This is a genomic window from Methylobacterium sp. CM6246 (assembly GCF_054818005.1).
On sequence record NZ_JBTXKY010000001.1, the window covers coordinates 4,180,480 to 4,201,263 of the forward strand.

Consider the following 20,784-nt stretch of genomic DNA (forward strand, 5'->3'; position numbering starts at 1 on the left):
CCGCGGTGGGTGAACTGAACGGCGGCGTGGTAGGCGTCCCGGCCCACTGGCCTCAGCGCTGCTTCTCGCGGGCCTTACGAACGGCATCGTTCAAGGTCGTCACAGCCTCGTCGAAGCGGTGCTCCGCTTCGGCGTTGCGCTGGAAGGCGACGCGCTGCACGAGGATCTCAGGCGGCGTCGGCTGGTGCTGGAACAGAGCCATGACCTCATCGATGAAGTCGGCCAACGGCAGGTAGCCTTCGCGGTTGGCTTGGCCGGGCGTCAGATCGGTCTGAACCGCCGGAGGCACCAGTTCAATCACCTCAACCCTGCCCTTCAGGACTTCGCGCAACGAAACCGTGTAGCTGTGAATGGCGGCCTTCGTCGCCGAGTAGGTCGGTGTCGCCGCCAGGGGAACGAATGCTAGTCCGGAGGATACGTTGATCAGCACGGCGTCAGGGCGCGCGAGCAGATGCTCGATCAAGGCGTCCGCGATCCGGATCGGGCCGAGCAGGTTGGTGGTTATCGTCGCCTCCGCGTCTGAGAGGTCTCGGGTCTGATCCAGCGTCTCGAAGCGCATGATCCCGGCGTTGTTGATCACCACGTTTAGGGCCGGGTGCTCGGCTACGACCCGCTGCGCGAATGCGGCGATGTCCGCGGCGTCCGAGATATCGAGCGGCAAGGCGTTGATGCCGGGGCGGCTGCTGGCGACCTGTTCCAGTGCCTCCACCCGACGCCCGGCGATGATGACGGTGTTGCCTAGATCGTGAAAGCGATGCGCAAGAGCCTCCCCGATCCCGGAGCCGCCTCCGGTGATGAGAATGGTGTTGCCTGAGATGTTCATGACGGCGACCTTCGTTGTTGTCGCCGACGAAATTATCGATCACGCTCTCCAGGCTGAAGTAGGCACCGAAAAGATTTGTACTTACCGAAAGGAGAGCGTCGGATGCGTAGGGCTACCCCGGATCCCATCATCGAGGCCCAACGGAAGGGACCGATCCCGAAGGACGTCGATCCGACGATCGAGGTGCTGGTGAACGACATCATTGCCAAGGTGGCCGACAAGTGGACCATGCTGATCCTTGAGGCTCTGGACGAGCATGGCACCCTACGGTTCACGCAACTCGGCAAGGCGGTGGGTCGGATCAGCCAAAAGATGCTGACGCAGACGGTCCGGCAGATGGAACGGGATGGTCTCGTGCGACGCACCGTGCATCCGGTGATCCCGCCGCACGTGGATTACACGCTAACGCCATTGGGCGAGAGTTTGGGGGCGGCGTTCTGTGGTGTGTGGATCTGGGCTGAAACCCATCACGCTGAGATCAAGCACGCACGTCGGGCGTTTGCGGCGGCGGGTGAACCGTCCGATGTGTCCGCATGCATCAAGACACCGTGAAGGCAGAGGGCCGATATACGTGGCTTGCGGACCCTGCCCTTTCGCGGAAGCGGAGGTGCTGCATCCGACCCAACCTAGCCGCCCGGACCCCTCCCGTCGCTTCTCCGAAGCGGCCGTTCGTCGGCGGCCTAGTAACTTCGTCCGACGCACTCTTTTGAGGTGTGCGCCTTCTCACCGCGTCTTTCATAGCAGGTGCCTTAGGAAGCCCAGATGAGCATCAGCATCCACGACGTCAGCGTCCCCGTCTTCGTCAACGCGCTTCGCAACATGAGCACTTGGCTCGACAAGGCGGCATCGGAGAAGCCAGAAGCCGAGCTGCTCGTCCGGCGGCTGGCTCCCGACATGAAGCCTCTGCCTGCCCAGTACCAAATGGCATCCGACAGTGCGAAGAATGCGGTGGCACGGCTGGCTGGGATCGAAGCGCCCTCGATGCCCGACGTCGAGACGACCTTCGCCGAACTCAAGGAGCGCTGTGCCAGGACGATCGCCTTCGTTGAAGGCATCGATCCGGCGGCGCTGGCCTCAAGCACGGAGCGGGAGGTGGAGCTGAAGTTCCCGAATGGCATGGGATACCGCTTCAGTGGGCAGGCCTATCTGACCGGCTTCGCGCTTCCAAACTTCTTCTTCCACGTGACAACAGCCTACGGGATCCTCCGGGGCGCTGGCGTGAGCCTCGGCAAGCCGGATTTTCTCCAGCATCTTGGCCCTCCGAATATCCACGCGGCGCAGTAGTCGTTCCGGCTCCCAAAGCCCCAGATCCAATCCGCGCGACCGGGTGAACGTGCGCATGACGCCTTCGCCGCGGCAGTTTCTGCGTCCTCGACCGAGCCTTACCGCTGCCGGTGCATTTACTCCTGTTTCCTCCTCCGAACGGGAGCCCCAAGGTCGAGCCTATCCAAGTGAAAGGCTCGCCTGATCGTCCATGGTCAGCAGCCCTACAATGTCGAACTGCCTCTCAGCCGACTGCGCGCCTGTTACCTCTGCACGTGCTGGCAGCGGGTTGGGGTGACCGAGATAGATCCTCACCACAGGGGCGCGGTCTTGGCGAAGGATTTGCCCGCCACCATAATCCCGTCGATTACCGCACTCCCGTCTGACGCTATGCGCGCCTCCACGAGAATTTCCTTACGCGCCGTGCGATCGAGCTTGGCAGGCACACCTTGCTTTCCGTACCATCGCTCGATGCCGTAGTTCACGACGCCCGTTAGACAGACGGAACGCTGGCAAGTGGTGGGGTCGGTGGGCTGACCGCCGTTCCTGGCCCGAATGCCGAGCAGAGCCCCCTGGCGCACCAGCGTGCCTGAACTCAAGTGGCCCTTGATGAACGGAACGTCACCTGTCGGAAGCTCGAACAGCACCTCGGCTGCCCGGTGGATGCCCTCGGCATCGACCGAGAGCCGAAGATAAACGGTACGCCCGGCCTCAAGCCGACAGCTCTCGCGGGCATTGAGATCGCAGCTCGGTGGCTTCGTTCCTGCGCCTGTCCCCTGGATGCGTCCGATCTCGTATGCGAGGACGCTAAATTCCCCGCGCAGCAGATCACGTGGATCCCGGGTTTCGCCGGCGAGGCGGACCAAGCGCCCGTCATTCAGCCGTTGCGTCTGCTGCCAGGCCAGAAGCGCCGAAGGTAGCACCTGGATCACCAGCAAGCCAGCGAAGGCGAAGCCGAGGATATAGCTTCTCACGCGGCTCTCCGATCGACGAGGCGAGCAGCCCAGCGACAGGCCAATAGCGCGAGGGTTACGAGAAGCGCGCAGAGCAGCAGGTTCCCCGAGAAGGCGATCAGATTGCGGGATGCAGCGAGCATGCTCAGCGAGAAACCACCGGTCAGTGCCAATCCCCAGCCGTACAATTCGCGCCTGTCCTCGAGTTCGCCGGCCACGACGAGTATAAGCGCCGGCACGATGCCGCCCCATACGGTCCAGAACGTCGAGGACTAGCGGCTCGAGCCTGTGACCCGCCAGACCACAAGTGCCAGGGCGGCCGCAGCAAGAACGAGGAGATCACTCATCGGAGTCGTCGCCCAAGTGGGCGTTCGGAAGCGTACAAGGATGAGTACGGCGAGCGCGATCGCGACGAATGCGAGCGCCACCATGAAGGTTGGCTGCGCGCTACCGAAGCCAAGCGTGCGCACCGATACCATGACGCTACCTAGCAGGCTGAGCCCGACAGCGGCGTGCGTGAGTGCTTGCGCACCGTCGTGGAGGCGCGACGCCCATACTCCCTCGCGTGAGAAACGGGACAGCACGTGGCCGAGAGCAAGGGCGAGGGCCGCGACAGACAGGATGCGGTCAGGCGGCAGAAGAAACGTCAGCCCAGCGGGCGCGCCCCCGAGATGATTGGTCAGCACGATCAAGAGCAGGAGCAGCGTGGTCCCTCGCGCCGGCAGCCAGCCCGACAGGCTTGCGAGGAACAGCGCCGGCCCCACCATCCAGAACCAAGACCCCGATCCTGAGGCGGCTTCTCCCCGCATCAGGGCAAGGTCGAGCCCACCCAGGCCCGCGTCGGTTGCGATGAGCGCAATGCAGGCGATGAACCCCCCCCCCCCCCCCCCCCCCCCCCCCCCCCCCCCCCCAGCGTGTGACGAGCGCGGTCGCTAGACCGAGAACCGCGATAGTCTCGGCGAAGCCGTGGGGATCCGCGGCGACGTGGAAGGTCTGCCCAACCAGGGCCAGCGTGGCCGCCGCGATGGCGAGGGACAAGGTTGCCAGCCCATCCACGAGCCTGGGTATCGAGCCGGCTTGGTCGCGGGCAACGCGCCGCGATGCGAGGTAGGTGGCGGACACGGCCGCGGCGTTGGCGAGGAATAGAACGATCAGCCGAGCGGACGGCGACATCGTGGACCAGTTCGCCGTTACGAACGCGATGATGGATGGCGCTACGAGCAGGAGGATGCACAGGGCAAGAGCGGTCTGAAAATGCCGGAGACCGCGAGGCGCGAGGGCATGGGCGGCAATACGCCCAGCCTGCTCCGGCTGGATCAAACCGCGTTCTTGCCAGTCGCGAAGGTCGCGCCGCAGGCGTGCGGAATAGGACAGCGGCATGTGCGACCTTCGGATCCTGAGGCGAATCAAACAGCCCAAAATCTTACGTCATGGTCTCTGAAATCCGAATCTTTCGGCACAACCGCATCAGATGATTGTCAATTTGTGAATGAACTACCCCGTCCTGACCTGGGATGAGACCATGGACGGTCAATTCAATAGCCTTCATGAATGAGAGCGACGGAATTGCCCCTGCTTGCCTCGACGCTGAGACCCGGCGTCTTGGACAGCACCAATCTGCCGTGAGGCGCTTTAGAGCAGGCGTCTAATTGACCATTGTCGATAGACCGAATATTGAACGTGGCCACGGAGCTTGTCGAAGATATCTGCACGAGACTTGAGCCGCCGCGTTCGATAAAGTCTTCGCAGCGAGCAGTACCTCGGCCGTCGAAGCACTAACGGATCGCGATGAGCGAGAACACGGAGCGGTCCACCGCATCGGAATGGTCGGTTCCGGAACGTCGGCTTGCCGCGATCTTCGCCGCCGACATAGCTGGCTATTCCCGAGCGATGCACGCCGACGAAAGCGGCGCGATGCGGGCTCTCCAGGCCATGCGGATGATCGTCGACCGCCTTATCCTGGCGCGGCGAGGACGGATCGCCAACACGGCCGGGGACAGCGTGTTGGCCGAGTTCGCATCTGTAACGGACGCTGTGTGCTGCGCCGTGGCGATCCAGCGGGCGCTTGCCGAAGCCGACGGCGACGCAGGACAGTTTCGCCTGCGCATCGGGATCCATATCGGCGACATTATGGTGCATGCCGGCGATCTTTTCGGCGACGGCGTCAACATCGCGGCGCGCTTGCAGACGGCAGCCGATCCCGGTGCGTTGAGGCTTTCCGAGGCGGCCTATCTTCAAGTGCGCGGCCTTCCGGATATCCGCTTCATCGATCTCGGTCCGCAGCGCCTGAAGAACATCGCCCGGCCCTTGCGCGTGTATGCCGTGCCCCCACCGGATGGACAGCCATGGCGCAACGTCCAGGCACGCCGCGCCCGCGCAGCCCTTCGACCGACCCTCGGGGCGGCCGCCGTTCTGGCCGCCGCCGCAGGGCTGGCTATGGCCTGGCCTCACCTCGTCGGATCCGAGCAGGGGGAAGCACCGCGCGTGCCTGCGCGACCGAGGCTGTCGCTCGTTGTCCTGCCGCTCACAAATCAGAGTGGCGACACGGACCAGGATTATCTCGCCGAGCAGCTGGCCGAGGATCTCTCCGCCGACCTCGCCCGCGCCCCCGGCACCTTCGTGATCGCTCACGGCACGGCCCAATCTTACAAGGGGCGGCAGTCCGAACCGCGCGCGATCGGTCGAGAGCTCGGCGTGCGCTACGTCGTGCAGGGCAGTTTACGGCACAGCGCCGAGCAAGTGCGTTTCGCCGTGCAACTCACGGACGTCGAGACTGGCGCCTCCCTCTGGGCGGACCACTACGACAGACCGCGTGCCGCTGTCGGCGCCACGCAGGATGTCCTCGTCACACAGGTCGGCCGCGCGCTCGGTGTTCGTCTCTTAGAAGCTGCGACACGCGCGCGCTCCGGTCAGCCGGTGGATGCGGTGGATCTGGTCATGCGCGGCCAAGCCCTGCTCAACCGGCCTTTTGCACGCGAGAATCATGCGCAGGCCCTCCCTTTATTCGAGCGGGCCCTCAAGCTCGATCCGGAGAATGTCGACGCACGACTTGGAATGGCCGAGGTGCTCGTCGATGGGGCGCTGAACGGCTGGACTACCGAACGGACTGCCGACCTCGAGGTGGCCGAGCGCGCCATTGCCTCGGTGCTGCAGGGTGATCCCACGCACCCGTTTGCGCATTACCTGCGCGGTGAGACGTTGCGCGCCCGATCCCGCTACTCGGAGGCGCTCGCCGCGTTCGACCGGGTTCTGACCCTGAATCGTAGCTTTGCGCGGGCCCACGCCTATCGCGGCCTCATCCATATTTTCCTCGGTCGGGCAGAGGAGACGGAGCGCGACATTGCGGCTGCGATCCGCCTCAGCCCAAAAGATCCTTTGCTCGGCGCTTGGCTCGCACGGGAAGGGCTGGCCAAGCTTCATCTCGGGCAGGATCAAGAGGCGATCGCACCGCTACGCCGCGCGGCGGCCGTAAACCCGCTGTTCGACTTCCCGCATCTCTATCTCGCCTGTGCCTTTGCACGGCTGGATCGGGATGCCGAAGCCCGGGCGTCCCTCGCCGAGTTTCTCAAGCTCCGGCCAGGCTACACCCTTGCCCGCTATCGAGGTCTGACCTCCACAGATCCGAATTTCCTCGCCCAACGCGAGCGCATCTACGACGGGCTCCGACGCGCGGGTTTGCCAGAGCGGTGAACGCATTCAACGAGCCCATCGAATCGGTGGGTCCAAGTCGGCAAGCAGCTGCTTTTGGCCGAAAGCGGCTGGTCCGCTTCCGAGCATGACTGCGGTAAAAGCAGATGGGGTGGATGGCTCCCGCTCCAACTGACGGCATCTCGGTGCCAAGATGTGGTTGCTGTCGAAGCAGCAGCCACGCAGATGCAGGAGCCATTCTCATGGAGATCACCACCGTCGGCATCGATCTGGCCAAGAGCATATTTCAGGTTCACGCCGTCGATGCAGCTGGGCACGTCGTCGTGCGCAAGACTCTGAGGCGGGCACAGGTCGTGCCGTTCTTCTCCAAGCTGCCGCGATGCATGGTTGGCATGGAGGCGTGCGGCACGGCGCACCACTGGGCCCGGGAACTCATGAAGCTCGGCCACGACGTGCGGCTGATGCCGCCAGTTTACGTGAAGCCGTACGTCAAGCGTGGCAAGACCGATGCGAACGACGCCGCTGCCATCTATGAGGCGGTGACGCGCCCGAGCATGCGCTTCGTGCCGGTGACGTCGACCGAGCAGCAGGCGGCGCTGGCGCTGCACCGGACGCGCGATCTGCTGGTCAAGCAACGCACGCAGTTGGTGAACATGATCCGCGGCCTGCTCGCCGAGTTTGGGATCGAGATGGCGCGGGGCCTGCGGCACGCGCTCGAACTGGCGGCCCGGCTCTCGGCCGGAGACGCGGCCGAGGTGGCGCCGTTAGCCCAGCGCGTGGTGACCGGGCTGGCCGATCAGATCGGAGCCTTGCAGATCCAACTCACTCGACTGGAGGAGGAGTTGCTGGCCTGGCATCGAGACAGCGACCTGTCGCAGCGCCTGGCGACGATCCCGGGTGTCGGCATCGTGTCGGCAACCGCGTTGGCCGCCTCGGTGAGCGAGCCCGAGCGCTTTCGCTCCGGTCGGCAGTTCGCGGCCTCGTTGGGCCTGACACCGCTGCAGAACTGCAGGGGCGGCAAGGAGCGCCTGGGCCGGATCTCGCGCATGGGCGACCGCTACCTGCGCCGGCTGCTCGTAGTCGGCATGACCTCTCTGATCCGGCGTGCGAAGACCACACCGACCTCGGTCGACCCGCGGCTGCCGGCGCTGCTGCAGCGTAAGCCGGTGCGCGTGGTGACCGTTGCGGCGGCCAATCGCACGGCGCGGGTCGCCTGGGCGATCATGACCCACGGCGGCACCTACTGCGCACCGGCGGCCAGGGCTGCCTGACAGCACGGAGAAGACGACTGTCCAGGTTGCGAGGACGATGAGAGTTGATGGCGAACCGGTCAGACCGGGAGCCGGGACACCCCGCTGTCTGTCCAGGGCATCATAGCCCGCAAAGCAGAGTGGGACCCAGCTCGCGGATACCATCAGGGCCAGCGGTCAACATGAACGACTGCATCAACAGGCCGGACACAAGACTGCACCCGACCAACGCGCCAGAACCTGAATTCGCCGCCCGCAATGCGAGGTCCATCCACACAAGACATTGGCGGGAACGTTCGGTGCTACTGTAGCTGAACGGAAGCGGTTTAACCGCTTCAGGTGCTTGTATCGGAGAAGCGGATGTTCGCAACGGCTCAGGCCTTGATCTTGGAGCGTCACTGAGCGGCCTCTTGCTCGGACGCGTTCTGTATTTGGGCCATTTCGCGCCTAATTTATTCGAACAGCTATTTTGATCTTGAGCGAGATCTGATGACGTAGAATTTAGTTGGATTTGTCCAGGAAGGTCCGGGATTGAAGCCCGAGTTTTGGTGCCAACACTATTCAGCGGCACCGCATCGTCGAGCTTCGAATCCCTTGGAGAGGACGGTTGCGGCCGCTCGGTGCACCAGTCCAGACGCTCCGAACCAAACGCCACCGAGAGGCGGGCGCGCTGGCCACGATCAGCGTGGGTCGGCGGCCCGACTTTCGAGATAATATATGCGCTGTCCAGGTTCACCACGGCGACGCGGTTGCTGACCACGTCGAAGTATGCGTGAACTAGAAACAGGCAATTGCCGGACGGAATCTGCAGGATGTCGATATTTTAAGATAGGACTGACGTGGGAGTAACTTCACGATTTGATTGGCCGGGTAATCTAAACGCTGAACAATATATATTCATTTATATTTGCACCGAAACTACATTTTTACGACCGATTTTAATATTTGACAAAAATGACGAGCTTACGATCAAGTTGATACTGCCGAGATGCGTCCAACCATGATAAGGAATCACGGTGCCGCGATGTACTGCTTCATCCGGAACGCTCGTTACGGATGGCCAATCAGGAGCCAGGGATGGCAAACACGATGGGGCCGGCTGGGCAGGACGAGAAGATCGTCCGCAATACACTTGCGATCCTGGCGGCCGATGTGGTGGGCTATTCGCGACTGACCGAGATCGCCGAAGAGGATACGCACACGCGGCTACGTGCGCTCAGGGTGCGCACCATCGACCCCTGCATCGTCTCTTTCCGCGGTCACATCGTAAAGAACACCGGCGATGGCCTGATCGCGTCATTCGACTCGCCGCTCGACGCTGTCGAATGCGCGATCCAGCTGCAAGATGAGGTCGCCGCCACCGAGCGCGCCCAGCCAGGCGAGCGCAGGATCAGGTTCCGGATCGGCGTCAATGTCGACTCTACGATTATCGACTCCGGCGATGTGTTCGGCCGCGGCGTCAACATCGCGGCGCGCTTGCAGGAAATGGCGCCGCCGGACGGTATCATCATCTCCAAGCCCGTCTTCGACGCGATCGCGCCGCGCGCGAGGATTAAAGCGACCGACCTCGGCCCGATTCATCTCAAAAATATGGCGATACCGGTGCGGGCCTATTCGATTCTGGGGAGTGAGCCCGAATCGGATGCAGCGGCGCGACCGCTGCGTCGGCTGAAGGCCAAGGTCCCATCGATCGCGGTGCTTCCCTTCGTTACCGAGGGTCGGACGCTCGGCTCCGACTACATTGGCATGGGGCTGGCCAATGACCTTATCGTGGCGTTGCAAAGTGTGCGTGGATTGCTGGTTATTTCGCGCAGCTCCACCCTGCCGTATCAGGGCCGAAGCATCGACCGCAGGCGGGTCAGTCGGGAACTCGGCGTCCGCTACGTGCTCAGCGGCTCCGTGGCGGTCGACGGGGCAACGCTGCGGATCAACGCCAGCCTCGCCGATCAGGAGACCGGTGTCGTGATTTGGGCCGACCGTTACGACGGGTCGAACTCCGATATCTTCGACCTGCAGAGCCGCATCGCCACCCGCATTCTGTGGAGCATCGCACCCCATGTCCGCGAGGCCGAACTGAAGCGCGCGCTTCGTAAGCGCTCCGAGAACCGGAACGCCTACGAACTGGTGCTGCAGGCCGTCGACGCGATGTACCTCATGCGCAGCCCTGAGTTTCCGAAGGCTCGCGAACACCTGCAGAACGCAATGCAGACGGACGAAACCTACGCAACGTCCTTCGCGTATGCTGCCCTGTGGCACATTCATAACGTGGCGCAGGGTTGGGCCACGGATGTAGCCTCCGAGGCCGAGGAGGCGACACGTCTCGCAGTCGCCGCAGTGGAGCGCGACCCGGCAGACGGCTTCGCGCTCGCGGTCTACGGTCACACGCAAGCGCTTTTTTTTCGCGAATACCCTAACGCGATGCTAATATTCGAGCGCGCCCTCGAAGCCTCGCCCGGCAACGCCATGGCCTGGACGCTCAGTAGCGGTGTCTACGGCTATGTTGGACAGGGAGCAACTGCAGTCAAACGTGCGGAGCAAGGGCTGCGTATCTCTCCGGTTGACGTGCAAACATATTTTTATCTTATGTTTTTAGGGCAAGCGCATTATCTTAATGGAAACTATGAGGAGGCGCATATATGGTCGCGGAAAACATATGCGCTTAATCCAAGGCTGTCTGCAAATCTTCGAATACTTTCAGCAACATTAGTTGCGCTCGATCAAATTCCGGAAGCCAATCTTGCTGCTCGCAAGATTCTTTCGATTCAGCCGGATTTTCGCTTGAAAACGTATTCGGCAAGGTGTCCATTTTTAGGGAATTTGTTAGGTGAATTTATAGACAGACTGGAGCAGGCCGGACTACCGCAATAGTAGCGCGGACCGGTGCCATGGCAGATCGGGGAGCGGGCAATGGGAGGCAATTGGTTCGACGCACAGGGCGGCAACTGGGCTGACACCGCGAGCTCGCTTGGTGCGCAGACCTTCGCGATGCGTGCTGACCATCCGCTCGCGGAGATCCCGGTTCCAGCAAATTTCACTGCCACGTTCAGGGCCTCCGATTGGGATCCCGACCTGTTCGCTCTCGCTATCGTGCCTCAATTTATGAAGGCCAAGGTCGGCACAAAGACCTGGGATGCCGCGATCACTATGCCGGGTCCGGCCGCCATCACTCAGCCAATGATCGACGATCTGCTGATCCTGGCGATTACAGAACGCCCGGATGCACTCGCTGAGATCGTCCAGCAGCACCAAAATTTCCAGATCTGCTGGATGCAGTTGCTTAACATCAGCAGGGCTTCGCATCCGCTAACCTACCTGCTTATGAAGCTGATTGCGCGGTGCGGCGAGTTGGCGATGATGGTGTTGAAGCTTCGTAACCCAACGCGGCCGCGGCCGTCCCAGGTCTGTCCTACGCTCTACCCACCGGTTTCGGTGCCAGGCCACGCCTCTTATCCTGCCGGTCATGCTCTGATCGGAAGCTTGACCTCTGCCTGCCTTGCGGAACTCGTTCCAGCCCACGCCCAGGCTCTGTCGGCGCTTGCCACGAGGGTCGGCTTTAACCGAGTGATTGCAGGCTTGCACTTCCGCCAGGACGTCGATGTCGGCCTGGATTTGGGCCAGCAACTGAAGCCCTTCATCAAGCAGTGTCAGCTCTACAAGGACACGCTGGTGGCTGCGCAGGCGGAGTGGGCTTGAGCATCCGCCGCCGAGACGGACACCGATTTGACGGTGGATGCACTCGCGGTGAGGAATGGAGGCTTTCGTGGCGCTCAATATCCCGCAATCCGGATTCCGTCGCGTCCTCTGGGAGCGTCCGGGCGACCGGGCCCTCGTCCGGGCTGCTGAGAGCGTGGCCGCCCGCGAGCCAGCTAGCCGAAGGCTGGACGCGTACCGCGTCCCGGATGGGGTGAGGCTTGACCGCAATTTCGGGGCGATCCCGATCGGCGCAGGCGCGGCCGCGCGGGAGGTCTCTCCCTTGGCATTCGACCCACGCAAGTCGGAGCGGTTCCTAGTGCGTGCCATCGTTCCGGTGCCTGCCTCCGGCGAGATCCCCGACACACTCGACGAGGGTGCGATTTATTCCGATGCCGAGGTCGGCACCAACCTGACCTGTGGCAGCAGCCGGCCGGTCGGAACTGTGGCGGATGTGCGGATGCGGCTCGACACCGATGTGCTCACCCAGAACGGTCTTGACGGCACGGGCGTCGCGATCGCGATTGTGGATGTCGGCATCTCCCTGGCGCGGTTGAGCGCTCAGCTCGGCGCACCGCCGCTCCTCGACGTGAGCCAGTCCTGGTCGCCCTCGACCATTGTCTCCGTACCCGGCATGCACCGGGTCGGGCACGGGACGATGTGCGCCTTCGACGCGCTGATCGCAGCGCCGAAGGCCACCCTGCTTGACATTCCGGCCCTCGCCGCCCGCCCGGCCGGCGATCACACGGCAGCGGGAACGATCGGGGCCGCCATTCAAGCTTACTGGTTCCTGATCACCCGCTGGGTGCTCGACGGACCGCCCAAGGGCCTAGAAGCGCTCGTGGTAAGCAACAGCTGGGGCATCTACCATCCGAGCCTCGACCTCCCAAAAGGTCATCCGGGCCGCTACGTCGACAACCCGAGTCATCCGTTCCGGTCATACGTCCGCGCCTTAACGTCGGCTGGAGCCGACGTCGTGTTCGCGGGCTCCAATTGCGGGCCTGAATGTCCAGCGGCTCCGTGCCTGAAGCGTGTGAAGGGTGCGATCATGGGAGGTAACGCTTATCCGGAGGTGCTCACTCTCGCCGCCTGCACGGTTGCCGGGGACCGGCTCGGCTACTCCGCCAAGGGGCCGTCGATCGCTGGGATGATGCCGCAGAAACCAGACGTAACAGCCTACAGTCACTTTCTGGGCTCGCTTAGCCGAAACCGGTTCACGCCCGATGGGGGAACCTCGGCTGCCTGCGCGGTCGCGGCCGGCTGTGTCGCAGCGCTTCGAACTGGTGCGAAGCCGACGACCACTTCCGCCGCCTCTATGGTGCAGGTCCTGCGCTCGACCGCCCTGCAGTCTGGACCCGCGGGGTGGAATGCGGAGTTTGGCTACGGCGTTCTGCAGCCCATTGACGCGGGCCGTAGCCTGGGACTCATCCCTTAATTCATTTGGGCGCCGGCGGGGTGAAAGGGCTTCGCCTCACTAAAAGCCCTGTGTGATCTTGCGCTCCTCTATTTGCAGCTAATTTCCTTAATATACACAGAAACGGCGTCGGCCACTGCGACTGCAACATCAAAATGGTGATCTTTAGAATTATACGTCAACGTCCATGCATTATCAACAATTTGCCGCTCGCTGTCGATGAAAAGAAGCATTCTGACTCGTACTTCGTCTTCCGAGCGTTGGACGCTGCCGCAGCATAGCAGTTGTTTTTCTGGCAAGTTTTGCTGATTTGTTTCTCGTCCTTGGAGAGCATCGATTATAGCAAAACGCAGTGCTAACACCGAATCGTCATCGGCCCAGCCGATACAGAAACGGATTGGCTTCGATATATCAAAAGTCCTATGCGGCTCCGTCATCGGGACCATCTGCTATTAAATGACCAGCGTTCAAAAATTTTGACTAGTCTGAAGCTAGTCGCAGGCATTCAGCAATCTGTCGATAGAAAATCCAACTTGATGCTGTACACATCCGATCGTGAACCATAATCGCGTCGCAATACTTTATCAATTCTCCACGGTACTTGTCAACGGCGCTTCGTCCTAGAAAACATAGCTCGTAATCTTGTTGCGATTAGCGGGGAGGCCAGCGATGGCGTGGTCCAGACGGTCGGGAATTTCGTGTGGGGGATCATAGTAGACCCGAAGGTGGTTCCTAATGATACGGTGCAGAGTACCCTATATCATTAATAGGACTCGCTCACCGTGGCAGCGGCCGCGCAAAATGTCCAACCTGGTGGAGCGGCTGTAATACATCGAATGATTTGAATGGGCAGATAGCCGCCGATCATTGATAGCTAAGTACACGTCCGCTTTTCTGATCGAGCATCCCGAAAGCAGACCGGCAAAAATCTACCCAAGCCGGTCGTTGAAGCATTTAACCAAGACGCCGGACGCGGATATGCCCGAGGCCCGGTAAGCAGGGTCAGCCAGGGTCGAAGGCGGCGACCCATGTGCGGCTCCACTGCGGCTCCCGCGCTGCACAAGAACTTTCCAGCGTGACGCAAGCCAGCGACGCCTCTAGTTTCCCAACGCGTCCCGTCCATACGCGGATCGTAGCTGTCGGCGCACATGTTGGTTCGGGGGCAATCCAGATGACCTGGCCGCCGCCCGATGAGGGGTACCGGGTCCCTGACGTGGCCTCGCGCAGCACTGGCTTTTGCGATACCGGCCGCGAAGCCCCCGGCAGTGCGACGCCGCCGTAGCCGAACCTGCACGGCGCCTCCCGCACGTCGAGAGCGGTTCAAGGTAGGCTCGACCACGCCCCGCACGACCACGGCCTCGATAGCTGGCATTCCCGATGTCGTGGCAGGCCCTCAGGGTCTCGATGACAACCAGAGACGCGAGGGGGTGGGAGGGCGCCACCGCCCCGTTGGCGGCATAGACGGGCGAGCGCCCGGCATCGCGGAATTTGTAACTGCATCCTGTTCTCGGGGGCGGTACCCGGTGGTCGAAGCTTGGTGGTCGGGACTCGGAGACTGGTCCCGCTTGTGCTTGGCCGAGGCAGGCTAGGCGGGTTTAGCTGGGCCAAGGCTGGCGGGCATATCGTCGTCCGGCAGGACACCGGACGACGAAGGCAGGATGGGTGGAAACGCCATGGTGAGCAGCACGACGCGGCAGGGCGGCACGGACCGAGTCGGGGCGATCTGCCGGGCTCTGCGGCAGGCGATCGTCGAACGAGCCGTAGCGCCCGGCGACCGGTTGCCGGAGGATGCCCTGGGCGAGCGATTCGGCGTCAGCCGCACGATCGCGCGCCAGGCCCTGGGGCAACTCGCCGGCGAGGGGCTGGTGGAGTTGCGCCGCAACCGCATCGCCGTCGTGGCGACGCCGAGCTGGGAGGAGGCGCGCGACACCTTCGACATCCGCATCGGCCTGGAACGCCTCGTCGTCGCCCGCCTCGCCGGCCGCCTCGATGCCGGCCAGGAGGCCGCTTTGCATGCCCATGTCGACAGCGAGGAGGCGGCCCGGCGCGGCGGCGGACTGGGCTCGATCCGCCTCGCAACGGAGTTCCATCTGCTGCTGGCGCAGATGACCGGCAGCTCCGTGCTGGACCGCTACGTCGGCGAACTCGGCTACCGCTGCGCCCTCATCCTGTCGCTCTACAGCCGGCCCCATTCGGCCGAATGCGCGGTGGCCGAGCACCGCGCCCTCATCGCGGCGCTGGTCGCGGGCGATGTCGACCGCGCCGCCGCCCTCATGGACCACCACCTCGACGCCGTCGCCGAGCGGGCGCGCATCACTGCTACGCCGCGCCGCGACCGCGACCTCCTCCAGCTGCTCGCCCCCTATGCCGAGGCGTCAAACTGATCAGGCAGTGATGCCGCGTGCCGTCAGGATGCGCTCGGCACTGTCGTTCCACACCTCCATGGTGACGATCAGGCCGTCCCGCACGGTGAAGCGGTCGACGTAGCGGTTACCCTCGAACGTCGTGCCGTCGGGCCAAGCGCCGTAAAGGGTACCGAGGCTGTAGACCGTGGTGAAGCCCTCGTCCGGCACCACGTCAAGGCGTTCCATGCGCTTCTTCACCCAGGCGTAGCGCCCGGCGTTGAACGCTGTGACCTCACGGGGATGCCGGAAGCGGCGGGCGCCCGTGAACACGATCTCGATGCCCGGCGCCATGTAGGTCGCCGCTCGCTCCGGATCGGGCACCATCGAGGCTTCGAGATACGCGGTGACGATGGCCGCGTCCTGCGCCGTCGTGTCCAATCCGGTCGTGTTCGGGTCGTTCGGTCCTTCCGTCATCCCTCAATCTCCTTCATGTGCTCCTGCCCCTTCTCGCCGCCGTCCGCCCAAAGTGCATGCAAAAAGTGTATGCACTTTGGTGAAGTTCGAGGCATGCTCTTGGGGCTGTTCTGATTTCTTGAGTTATTGCAATGGTTTCGTGCATGGCACACGCATTGCGCATGGCGAGCTCATTCAGTCGGAGACCTCCCATCATGCGCATCCGCACCAGCCCGTCCCTGACCCGCCGGGCATCCTTTGGCGCGACCCTCGGCGCCGCCCTGCTCCTGGGTGCCTCCGGCACGGCCCTCGCCGAGGAGCCGATCCGTATTGGCTTGGTCACGGCCTTGAGCGGCCAGTCGGCCAAATCCGGCGAGGCGATCTCACGCGGCATCGGCCTCGCCATCGACGAGATCAACGGCGCCGGTGGCGTTCTTGGCCGGCCCCTCGAACTCGTCGCGCGCGACGACGAGGCCAATCCGTCGAAGGGCGTGCTTGCCGCACGCGAATTGATCCAGCGCGTCGGCGTCGTCGCTCTAGTCGGCGGCCTCGACACCCCCGTCTCCATGGCGGTGGTGCCTATTGCCAACCAGTTGAAGGTGCCGTTCCTCGGCCCCTGGGCCGCCGGCACCGGCATCACCCGCAACGGAGCAGCCGACAACTACGCGTTCCGGGTCTCGGCCGTGGACGCCCTCGTCGACGAAGCCCTGGTGGCCTACGCGGTGAAGACCCACGGCGCGAAGAAGCCCGGCCTCATCCTCGTCAACAACGCCTGGGGCGAGTCGAACCGTGAGGGCCTCGTCGCGGCCCTCAAGGCGGCGAACCTCCCCAACGCGGGCATCGAGAAGTACGAGGCCGCCGACGTCGACATGGTGCCCCAACTCACCCGCCTGAAGGAGGCCGGCGCCGACTCTCTGTTCCTCGTAGGCAATGTCGGCCCCTCGGCCCAGGTGGTGAAATCCCTCGACCGCATGGGCTGGACCGTGCCGGTGGTCTCGCACTGGGGCCCGGCGGGCGGACGCTTCGACGAACTCGCCGGCCCGAACGCCGGGAAAGTCCACTTCATCCAGACCTTCACCTTCGCAGGCAACACCTCGCCGAAGGCTTCGGCCGTCCTTGAGGCACTGAAGAAGAAGTACCCGGCGATCAAGTCGATGGCCGACGTGACGCCGGCGGTGGGCATCGCCAACGCCTACGATGCGATCCACCTGCTGGCGCTCGCGATCAAAGCAGCGAACTCGACCAAGGGTCCGGAGGTCCGCGACGGCTTCTACAAGGTCGCGACATACCCGGGCCTGATCAAGACCTACGACAAGCCCTTCGCTCCGGGCCAGCACGACGCGCTTGGTCCGCAGGACTACGTCTTCACCCGCTTCCAGAACGGCGAGATCGTCGCCGTGACGAACTGAGTCCGGTCGGATGCTGACCGGAACCCTCGTCACCGGCCTCGGCCTCGGCAGCATGTACGGGCTGATCGCGCTCGGTTTCCACATCACCTACGCGGTGTCGGGCACGGTCAACTTCGCGCAAGGGTCGGCCGTGACGCTGGGCGCCGTCCTCGGCTACTGGCTCGGGGTGACACTGGGCTGGCCTATGCCGCTCGCCGTCCTCGCTGCGCTTGCCGGTTGTGCCCTCCTCGGCGTGGTGGTGGAGCGGCTGCTGGTTTGGCCGTTCGTCGAGCGCGGCTCGGATGCGTGGCTGCTCGCCACGGTCGCCGGCGGCATCGTCCTCGACAACGCCATGCTGTTCACCTTCGGCAAGGAGCCGCGAAGCCTGCCTTCCGTGCTGGCAGTGTCGCCCGTGCAGATCTTCGGGACCGGGATCTACCCGCTCCAGCTCGTCATTCCGGTCATCGGCATCGCGGTGGCCATCGCGATCCGCACGGTGTTCCGCCGGACCGATCTAGGGCGCGTGCTGCTGGCCGTCGCCCAGAACGCGGACGCGGCCCGCCTCATGGGCATCGACGTGCGGAAAACCGTGGCCTGCGCCTTCGCCCTGTCGGCGGTGCTGGCCGGCGTCGCGGGGCTGCTCATCGCGCCCCTGTTCTCCGTTTCGGCGGAAATGGGCGTGCTGTTCGGGATCAAGGCCTTCGCCGTGGCGATCCTCGGCGGCATCGGCTCGGCCACCGGCGTCGTCGTGGCGGGGCTGCTCTACGGCCTCCTTGAGGCGGGCGTCACGGCGACGCTTGGATCCGCCTACACCCAGCTCATCGTGTTCTCGGTGATCATCTTGGCGCTGGCGCTGCGACCGGATGGGCTGTTCGGCCGTCGCGCCGTCAACAAGGTCTGACGCCATGCGCCACCTGAACGGACGGCTGGCGATGCCCATCGCCATCGCGGCACTCACGGCGATGGGCCTCGGCCTCGTCGCGGGAACGGCTGGCTACAGCCACTTCATCATTGCGCTGGTGGCGCTGACGACCGTCGCGGGGGTCGGCCTCAACGTGCTCCTCGGGCTGGCCGGGCTGATCTCCTTCGGTCATGCCGGCTTCTACGCCATCGGCGCCTATGCGAGTGCCGTGCTCACCGGCGCGGGTATGGGCTTCTGGCTGGCCGTGCCGGCCGCAGCCCTGCTCTCGGCACTCGTCGGCGTGGTCCTGGCGGTGCCGGCCATGCGGGTGAAGGGGCCGTACCTCGCCATGGTCACCATCGCCTTTGGCTTCATCGTCGAGCATGCGCTGATCGAGGGCGGTGCGCTCACCGGCGGGCAGAACGGCCTCGTCGTCACCGGCGGCCCGAGCCTGTTCGGCATCCCCTTCGCGGAGCGCGAACTTGCGATCTTGAGCGTGCTCGCTGCCGGAATGAGCCTCTATGGCTTCCACCGTCTGGCGCTCAGCCGCCTCGGCCAGGCCATGTGCGCCGTGCGGGATACCGACGTGGCGGCTGCCTCGCTGGGCTTCGATCCGGTGCGGGTGAAGACGCTGGCCTTCGCCGTCTCGGCGGCGCTCACGGGGCTCGCCGGCGCCGTGCTGCCGCCCCTCATGTTATTCATCGCCCCGAGCTCGTTCCCGTTCTCACAATCGATCCTGTTCGTCCTCGCTGTCGTTGTCGGTGGGGCCGGCACCGTGCTGGGCCCCCTGTTCGGCGCCCTCGTCACCGTGCTTCTGCCCGAGACCCTGTCGGGGCTCGCCGAGTATCGGCTGCTGTTCTTCGGGATCGCCACCCTCGTGGTGCTCTGGCTCGTGCCGTCCGGTCTCGTCGGCAGCCTTTCGCGGCTGATTCCCCTTCGTATGGACGCTCGGGTCACTGGAGACACCGACCTTGCCGGCTTCCTAGGCGATCGGCCGGGCGAGTCCATGGTGGTGGAGGCCATCGGCATTCAGTTCGGTGGTATCCGCGCGGCGGATGGCGTGTCGTTCACCGCCGCTCCCGGTGTCATCACCAGCGTCATCGGCCCGAACGGGGCCGGCAAGACAACGGTGCTCAACATGGTCTCGGGCTTCTACCGCCCGAGCACCGGTGCCATCCGCTTGGGTACCAGGGACCTCACGGGTGCGCCTGCGCAGACCATCGCCCGGGCCGGCATCGCCCGCACCTACCAGACCACGCGGCTGTTCGGCTCGCTGAGTGTCGTCGACAACGTCGCCCTGGCCTTCTCTCCAGGCCGGCTCTTGCGTCGTGCCGGCCGCGCGGATCGGATGACGGCGGCTGGCCTGCTGGCCTTCACCGGCTATACCGGCGCTCTCGACCGGCGGGCCGACGAACTGCCCCACGTCGACCGCCGTCTCGTGGAGATCGCCCGCGCGCTCGCCGGCCGGCCCCGGGTGCTCCTCCTCGACGAGCCCGCCGCCGGTCTCACCCGCGCTGACACCGACCGCCTGGGCGGGCTTCTGCGCCGGATCGCCGGCTGCGGGGTCACTGTTATCCTCGTCGAGCACGACATGCCGCTCGTCATGGGTATCTCCGACCACATCCTCGTCATGGATGCCGGGCGGCCCATCGCCAGCGGCGTCCCGGCCGCGATCCGCCACGACCCGGCGGTGATCCGCGCCTATCTTGGTGCCGCCGACACGCCGGCTCGGCCACGCGCGGCCCCCTGGCGGGGGCCGGCCGACGCCGTCCTCTCGGCCCACGGTCTCACCGCCGGCTACGGCGCCGCCGCCGTGCTGGAGGGAGTGTCCCTGGAGGTCCGCCCCGGCGAGACCGTGGCGTTGCTCGGCGCCAACGGTGCCGGCAAGTCCACGGCCATGCGGGCGCTCGCCGGCCTCCTGCGCCCGGTCGAGGGCGGGATCGTGCTGGAAGACCGCGCCGTCGATGGGCTCCCCGCCCACCGGATCGCCCGCCTCGGCCTCGCCCTCGTGCCCGAGGGCCGCCAAGTTTTTCCGGAGTTGACCGTCTTGGAGAACATCCGCCTCGGCGCCCACGGCCGGAAGGACCCGATCGACCCCGCCGAGATCGAGGCGCTGCTCACCCGCTTCCCCCGCCTGCGCGACCGAGCGACGAGCCGGGCCGGCCTCCTGTCGGGCGGCGAGCAGCAGATGCTTGCGATTGCCCGAGGGATGATGGCGCGGCCCCGCATCCTCCTCCTCGACGAGCCGTCGCTCGGCCTCGCGCCGGCGATGATCAATGCCCTCTACGCCGTGGTGGCGGAGCTTCGGGATGCCAGCACCACGATTCTCATCGTCGACCAGATGGCGGCGCTCGCCCTGACCGTGGCCGACCGCGGCTACGTCCTCGAGCAGGGCCGCGTCGTCACACAAGGAACGTCCGCCGAGCTTGCGGCGGACAAGGGCTTGGAGGCGGCTTATCTCGGCGCGGCTTGATCTAGGTTTTGCGAGAGCTAACTGGATTTGGAGGCGATGGCGGGTGGATCAGAGGCCTGCTCCCGCGCGGCGAGGCCGTGAGGGGACGCAACTCAACCCTGACCTCTCGCCCCGACGCGGACGTTCCGCCTCCGACCCATACGAGCCGTTCAGAGAATTGCCGGGACATTCCGAAAGCGGCCG

General features: G+C 64.4%; 16 protein-coding genes and 1 pseudogene. 11 read left to right on the forward strand and 6 right to left on the reverse strand.

Annotation, left to right across the window (positions count from 1 at the left end):
- Window positions 1-52: 52 nt before the first annotated feature.
- On the reverse strand, window positions 53-823 hold the full coding sequence (locus ACYQPG_RS20315; protein ID WP_419830065.1) for an SDR family oxidoreductase: 771 nt from the start codon (window positions 821-823) through the stop codon (window positions 53-55).
- 102 nt (window positions 824-925) lie between these two features.
- On the opposite strand from ACYQPG_RS20315, the gene ACYQPG_RS20320 reads away from it, so the two are divergent.
- Window positions 926-1,375, forward strand: coding sequence for a winged helix-turn-helix transcriptional regulator (locus tag ACYQPG_RS20320; protein WP_419830066.1), 450 nt, complete (start codon window positions 926-928; stop codon window positions 1,373-1,375).
- Window positions 1,376-1,585: 210 nt separating this feature from the next.
- Entirely contained in the window at window positions 1,586-2,107 is a 522-nt protein-coding gene (locus ACYQPG_RS20325) for a DUF1993 domain-containing protein (protein WP_461231603.1), read from the forward strand.
- A gap of 290 nt (window positions 2,108-2,397) precedes the next feature.
- Here the strand turns inward: ACYQPG_RS20325 and ACYQPG_RS20330 are convergent, their stop codons facing one another.
- The 3 genes and pseudogenes from ACYQPG_RS20330 to ACYQPG_RS20340 form a co-directional block, all read right to left on the reverse strand.
- Window positions 2,398-3,060 carry a GDYXXLXY domain-containing protein gene (locus tag ACYQPG_RS20330; protein ID WP_461231604.1) on the reverse strand — a complete coding sequence of 221 codons (663 nt, stop codon included), beginning with the start codon at window positions 3,058-3,060 and terminating at the stop codon, window positions 2,398-2,400.
- A 251-nt stretch (window positions 3,061-3,311) separates the two neighbouring features.
- The gene (locus ACYQPG_RS20335) at window positions 3,312-3,806 is read right to left on the reverse strand and encodes a hypothetical protein (RefSeq protein ID WP_461232539.1); all 495 of its coding nucleotides are present in this window, start codon (window positions 3,804-3,806) and stop codon (window positions 3,312-3,314) included.
- Window positions 3,807-3,963: 157 nt separating this feature from the next.
- A pseudogene (locus ACYQPG_RS20340) lies at window positions 3,964-4,419 on the reverse strand (DUF2157 domain-containing protein); the annotation flags it as partial.
- Between the two features lie 408 nt (window positions 4,420-4,827).
- Here ACYQPG_RS20340 and ACYQPG_RS20345 point away from each other — a divergent pair.
- The 5 genes from ACYQPG_RS20345 (at window position 4,828) to ACYQPG_RS20365 (ending at window position 13,062) form a co-directional block, all read left to right on the forward strand.
- Window positions 4,828-6,729 carry an adenylate/guanylate cyclase domain-containing protein gene (locus ACYQPG_RS20345; RefSeq protein WP_461231605.1) on the forward strand — a complete coding sequence of 634 codons (1,902 nt, stop codon included), beginning with the start codon at window positions 4,828-4,830 and terminating at the stop codon, window positions 6,727-6,729.
- A gap of 200 nt (window positions 6,730-6,929) precedes the next feature.
- Window positions 6,930-7,958, forward strand: a complete 1,029-nt coding sequence (locus ACYQPG_RS20350) for an IS110 family RNA-guided transposase (protein WP_461231606.1) — start codon at window positions 6,930-6,932, stop codon at window positions 7,956-7,958.
- A gap of 1,056 nt (window positions 7,959-9,014) precedes the next feature.
- The gene (locus ACYQPG_RS20355) at window positions 9,015-10,805 is read left to right on the forward strand and encodes an adenylate/guanylate cyclase domain-containing protein (RefSeq protein ID WP_461231607.1); all 1,791 of its coding nucleotides are present in this window, start codon (window positions 9,015-9,017) and stop codon (window positions 10,803-10,805) included.
- 39 nt (window positions 10,806-10,844) lie between these two features.
- Window positions 10,845-11,630: a phosphatase PAP2 family protein gene (locus ACYQPG_RS20360; protein WP_461231608.1), complete on the forward strand. Its 786-nt coding sequence runs from the start codon at window positions 10,845-10,847 to the stop codon at window positions 11,628-11,630.
- A gap of 67 nt (window positions 11,631-11,697) precedes the next feature.
- Complete coding sequence (locus ACYQPG_RS20365; protein ID WP_461231609.1) at window positions 11,698-13,062, forward strand: S8 family serine peptidase; 1,365 nt, start codon at window positions 11,698-11,700, stop codon at window positions 13,060-13,062.
- Window positions 13,063-13,130: 68 nt separating this feature from the next.
- On the opposite strand, the gene ACYQPG_RS20370 is transcribed toward ACYQPG_RS20365, so the two are convergent.
- Window positions 13,131-13,478, reverse strand: a complete 348-nt coding sequence (locus ACYQPG_RS20370) for a hypothetical protein (RefSeq protein ID WP_461231610.1) — start codon at window positions 13,476-13,478, stop codon at window positions 13,131-13,133.
- A 1,236-nt stretch (window positions 13,479-14,714) separates the two neighbouring features.
- Between ACYQPG_RS20370 and ACYQPG_RS20375 the strand changes: the two genes are divergently transcribed.
- The gene (locus ACYQPG_RS20375) at window positions 14,715-15,425 is read left to right on the forward strand and encodes a GntR family transcriptional regulator (protein WP_461231611.1); all 711 of its coding nucleotides are present in this window, start codon (window positions 14,715-14,717) and stop codon (window positions 15,423-15,425) included.
- Here the strand turns inward: ACYQPG_RS20375 and ACYQPG_RS20380 are convergent, their stop codons facing one another.
- A complete protein-coding gene (locus ACYQPG_RS20380; RefSeq protein ID WP_461231612.1) occupies window positions 15,426-15,860 on the reverse strand; it encodes a nuclear transport factor 2 family protein in 435 nt (144 codons plus the stop codon).
- Between the two features lie 194 nt (window positions 15,861-16,054).
- On the opposite strand from ACYQPG_RS20380, the gene ACYQPG_RS20385 reads away from it, so the two are divergent.
- Genes ACYQPG_RS20385 through ACYQPG_RS20395 form a run of 3 tightly spaced genes read left to right on the forward strand, consistent with a single transcriptional unit; the run spans window position 16,055 to window position 20,601 of the window.
- Window positions 16,055-17,248: an ABC transporter substrate-binding protein gene (locus ACYQPG_RS20385; protein ID WP_461231613.1), complete on the forward strand. Its 1,194-nt coding sequence runs from the start codon at window positions 16,055-16,057 to the stop codon at window positions 17,246-17,248.
- A 10-nt stretch (window positions 17,249-17,258) separates the two neighbouring features.
- Window positions 17,259-18,128 carry a branched-chain amino acid ABC transporter permease gene (locus ACYQPG_RS20390; protein ID WP_461231614.1) on the forward strand — a complete coding sequence of 290 codons (870 nt, stop codon included), beginning with the start codon at window positions 17,259-17,261 and terminating at the stop codon, window positions 18,126-18,128.
- Window positions 18,129-18,132: 4 nt separating this feature from the next.
- Window positions 18,133-20,601 (forward strand): branched-chain amino acid ABC transporter ATP-binding protein/permease, encoded by a 2,469-nt coding sequence (locus ACYQPG_RS20395; RefSeq protein WP_461231615.1) that lies wholly within the window; start codon window positions 18,133-18,135, stop codon window positions 20,599-20,601.
- The last annotated feature ends 183 nt before the right edge of the window (window positions 20,602-20,784 follow it).

What these genes read in the sequence shown, in the direction of transcription:
- ACYQPG_RS20315 (WP_419830065.1), bottom strand. Translation starts at nt 823, where the DNA reads ATGAACATCTCAGGCAACACCATTCTCATCACCGGAGGCGGCTCCGGG.
- ACYQPG_RS20320 (WP_419830066.1), top strand. Translation starts at nt 926, where the DNA reads ATGCGTAGGGCTACCCCGGATCCCATCATCGAGGCCCAACGGAAGGGA.
- ACYQPG_RS20325 (WP_461231603.1), top strand. Translation starts at nt 1,586, where the DNA reads ATGAGCATCAGCATCCACGACGTCAGCGTCCCCGTCTTCGTCAACGCG.
- ACYQPG_RS20335 (WP_461232539.1), bottom strand. Translation starts at nt 3,806, where the DNA reads ATGGTGGGGCCGGCGCTGTTCCTCGCAAGCCTGTCGGGCTGGCTGCCG.
- ACYQPG_RS20345 (WP_461231605.1), top strand. Translation starts at nt 4,828, where the DNA reads ATGAGCGAGAACACGGAGCGGTCCACCGCATCGGAATGGTCGGTTCCG.
- ACYQPG_RS20350 (WP_461231606.1), top strand. Translation starts at nt 6,930, where the DNA reads ATGGAGATCACCACCGTCGGCATCGATCTGGCCAAGAGCATATTTCAG.
- ACYQPG_RS20355 (WP_461231607.1), top strand. Translation starts at nt 9,015, where the DNA reads ATGGCAAACACGATGGGGCCGGCTGGGCAGGACGAGAAGATCGTCCGC.
- ACYQPG_RS20360 (WP_461231608.1), top strand. Translation starts at nt 10,845, where the DNA reads ATGGGAGGCAATTGGTTCGACGCACAGGGCGGCAACTGGGCTGACACC.
- ACYQPG_RS20370 (WP_461231610.1), bottom strand. Translation starts at nt 13,478, where the DNA reads ATGACGGAGCCGCATAGGACTTTTGATATATCGAAGCCAATCCGTTTC.
- ACYQPG_RS20375 (WP_461231611.1), top strand. Translation starts at nt 14,715, where the DNA reads ATGGTGAGCAGCACGACGCGGCAGGGCGGCACGGACCGAGTCGGGGCG.
- ACYQPG_RS20380 (WP_461231612.1), bottom strand. Translation starts at nt 15,860, where the DNA reads ATGACGGAAGGACCGAACGACCCGAACACGACCGGATTGGACACGACG.
- ACYQPG_RS20385 (WP_461231613.1), top strand. Translation starts at nt 16,055, where the DNA reads ATGCGCATCCGCACCAGCCCGTCCCTGACCCGCCGGGCATCCTTTGGC.
- ACYQPG_RS20390 (WP_461231614.1), top strand. Translation starts at nt 17,259, where the DNA reads ATGCTGACCGGAACCCTCGTCACCGGCCTCGGCCTCGGCAGCATGTAC.
- ACYQPG_RS20395 (WP_461231615.1), top strand. Translation starts at nt 18,133, where the DNA reads ATGCGCCACCTGAACGGACGGCTGGCGATGCCCATCGCCATCGCGGCA.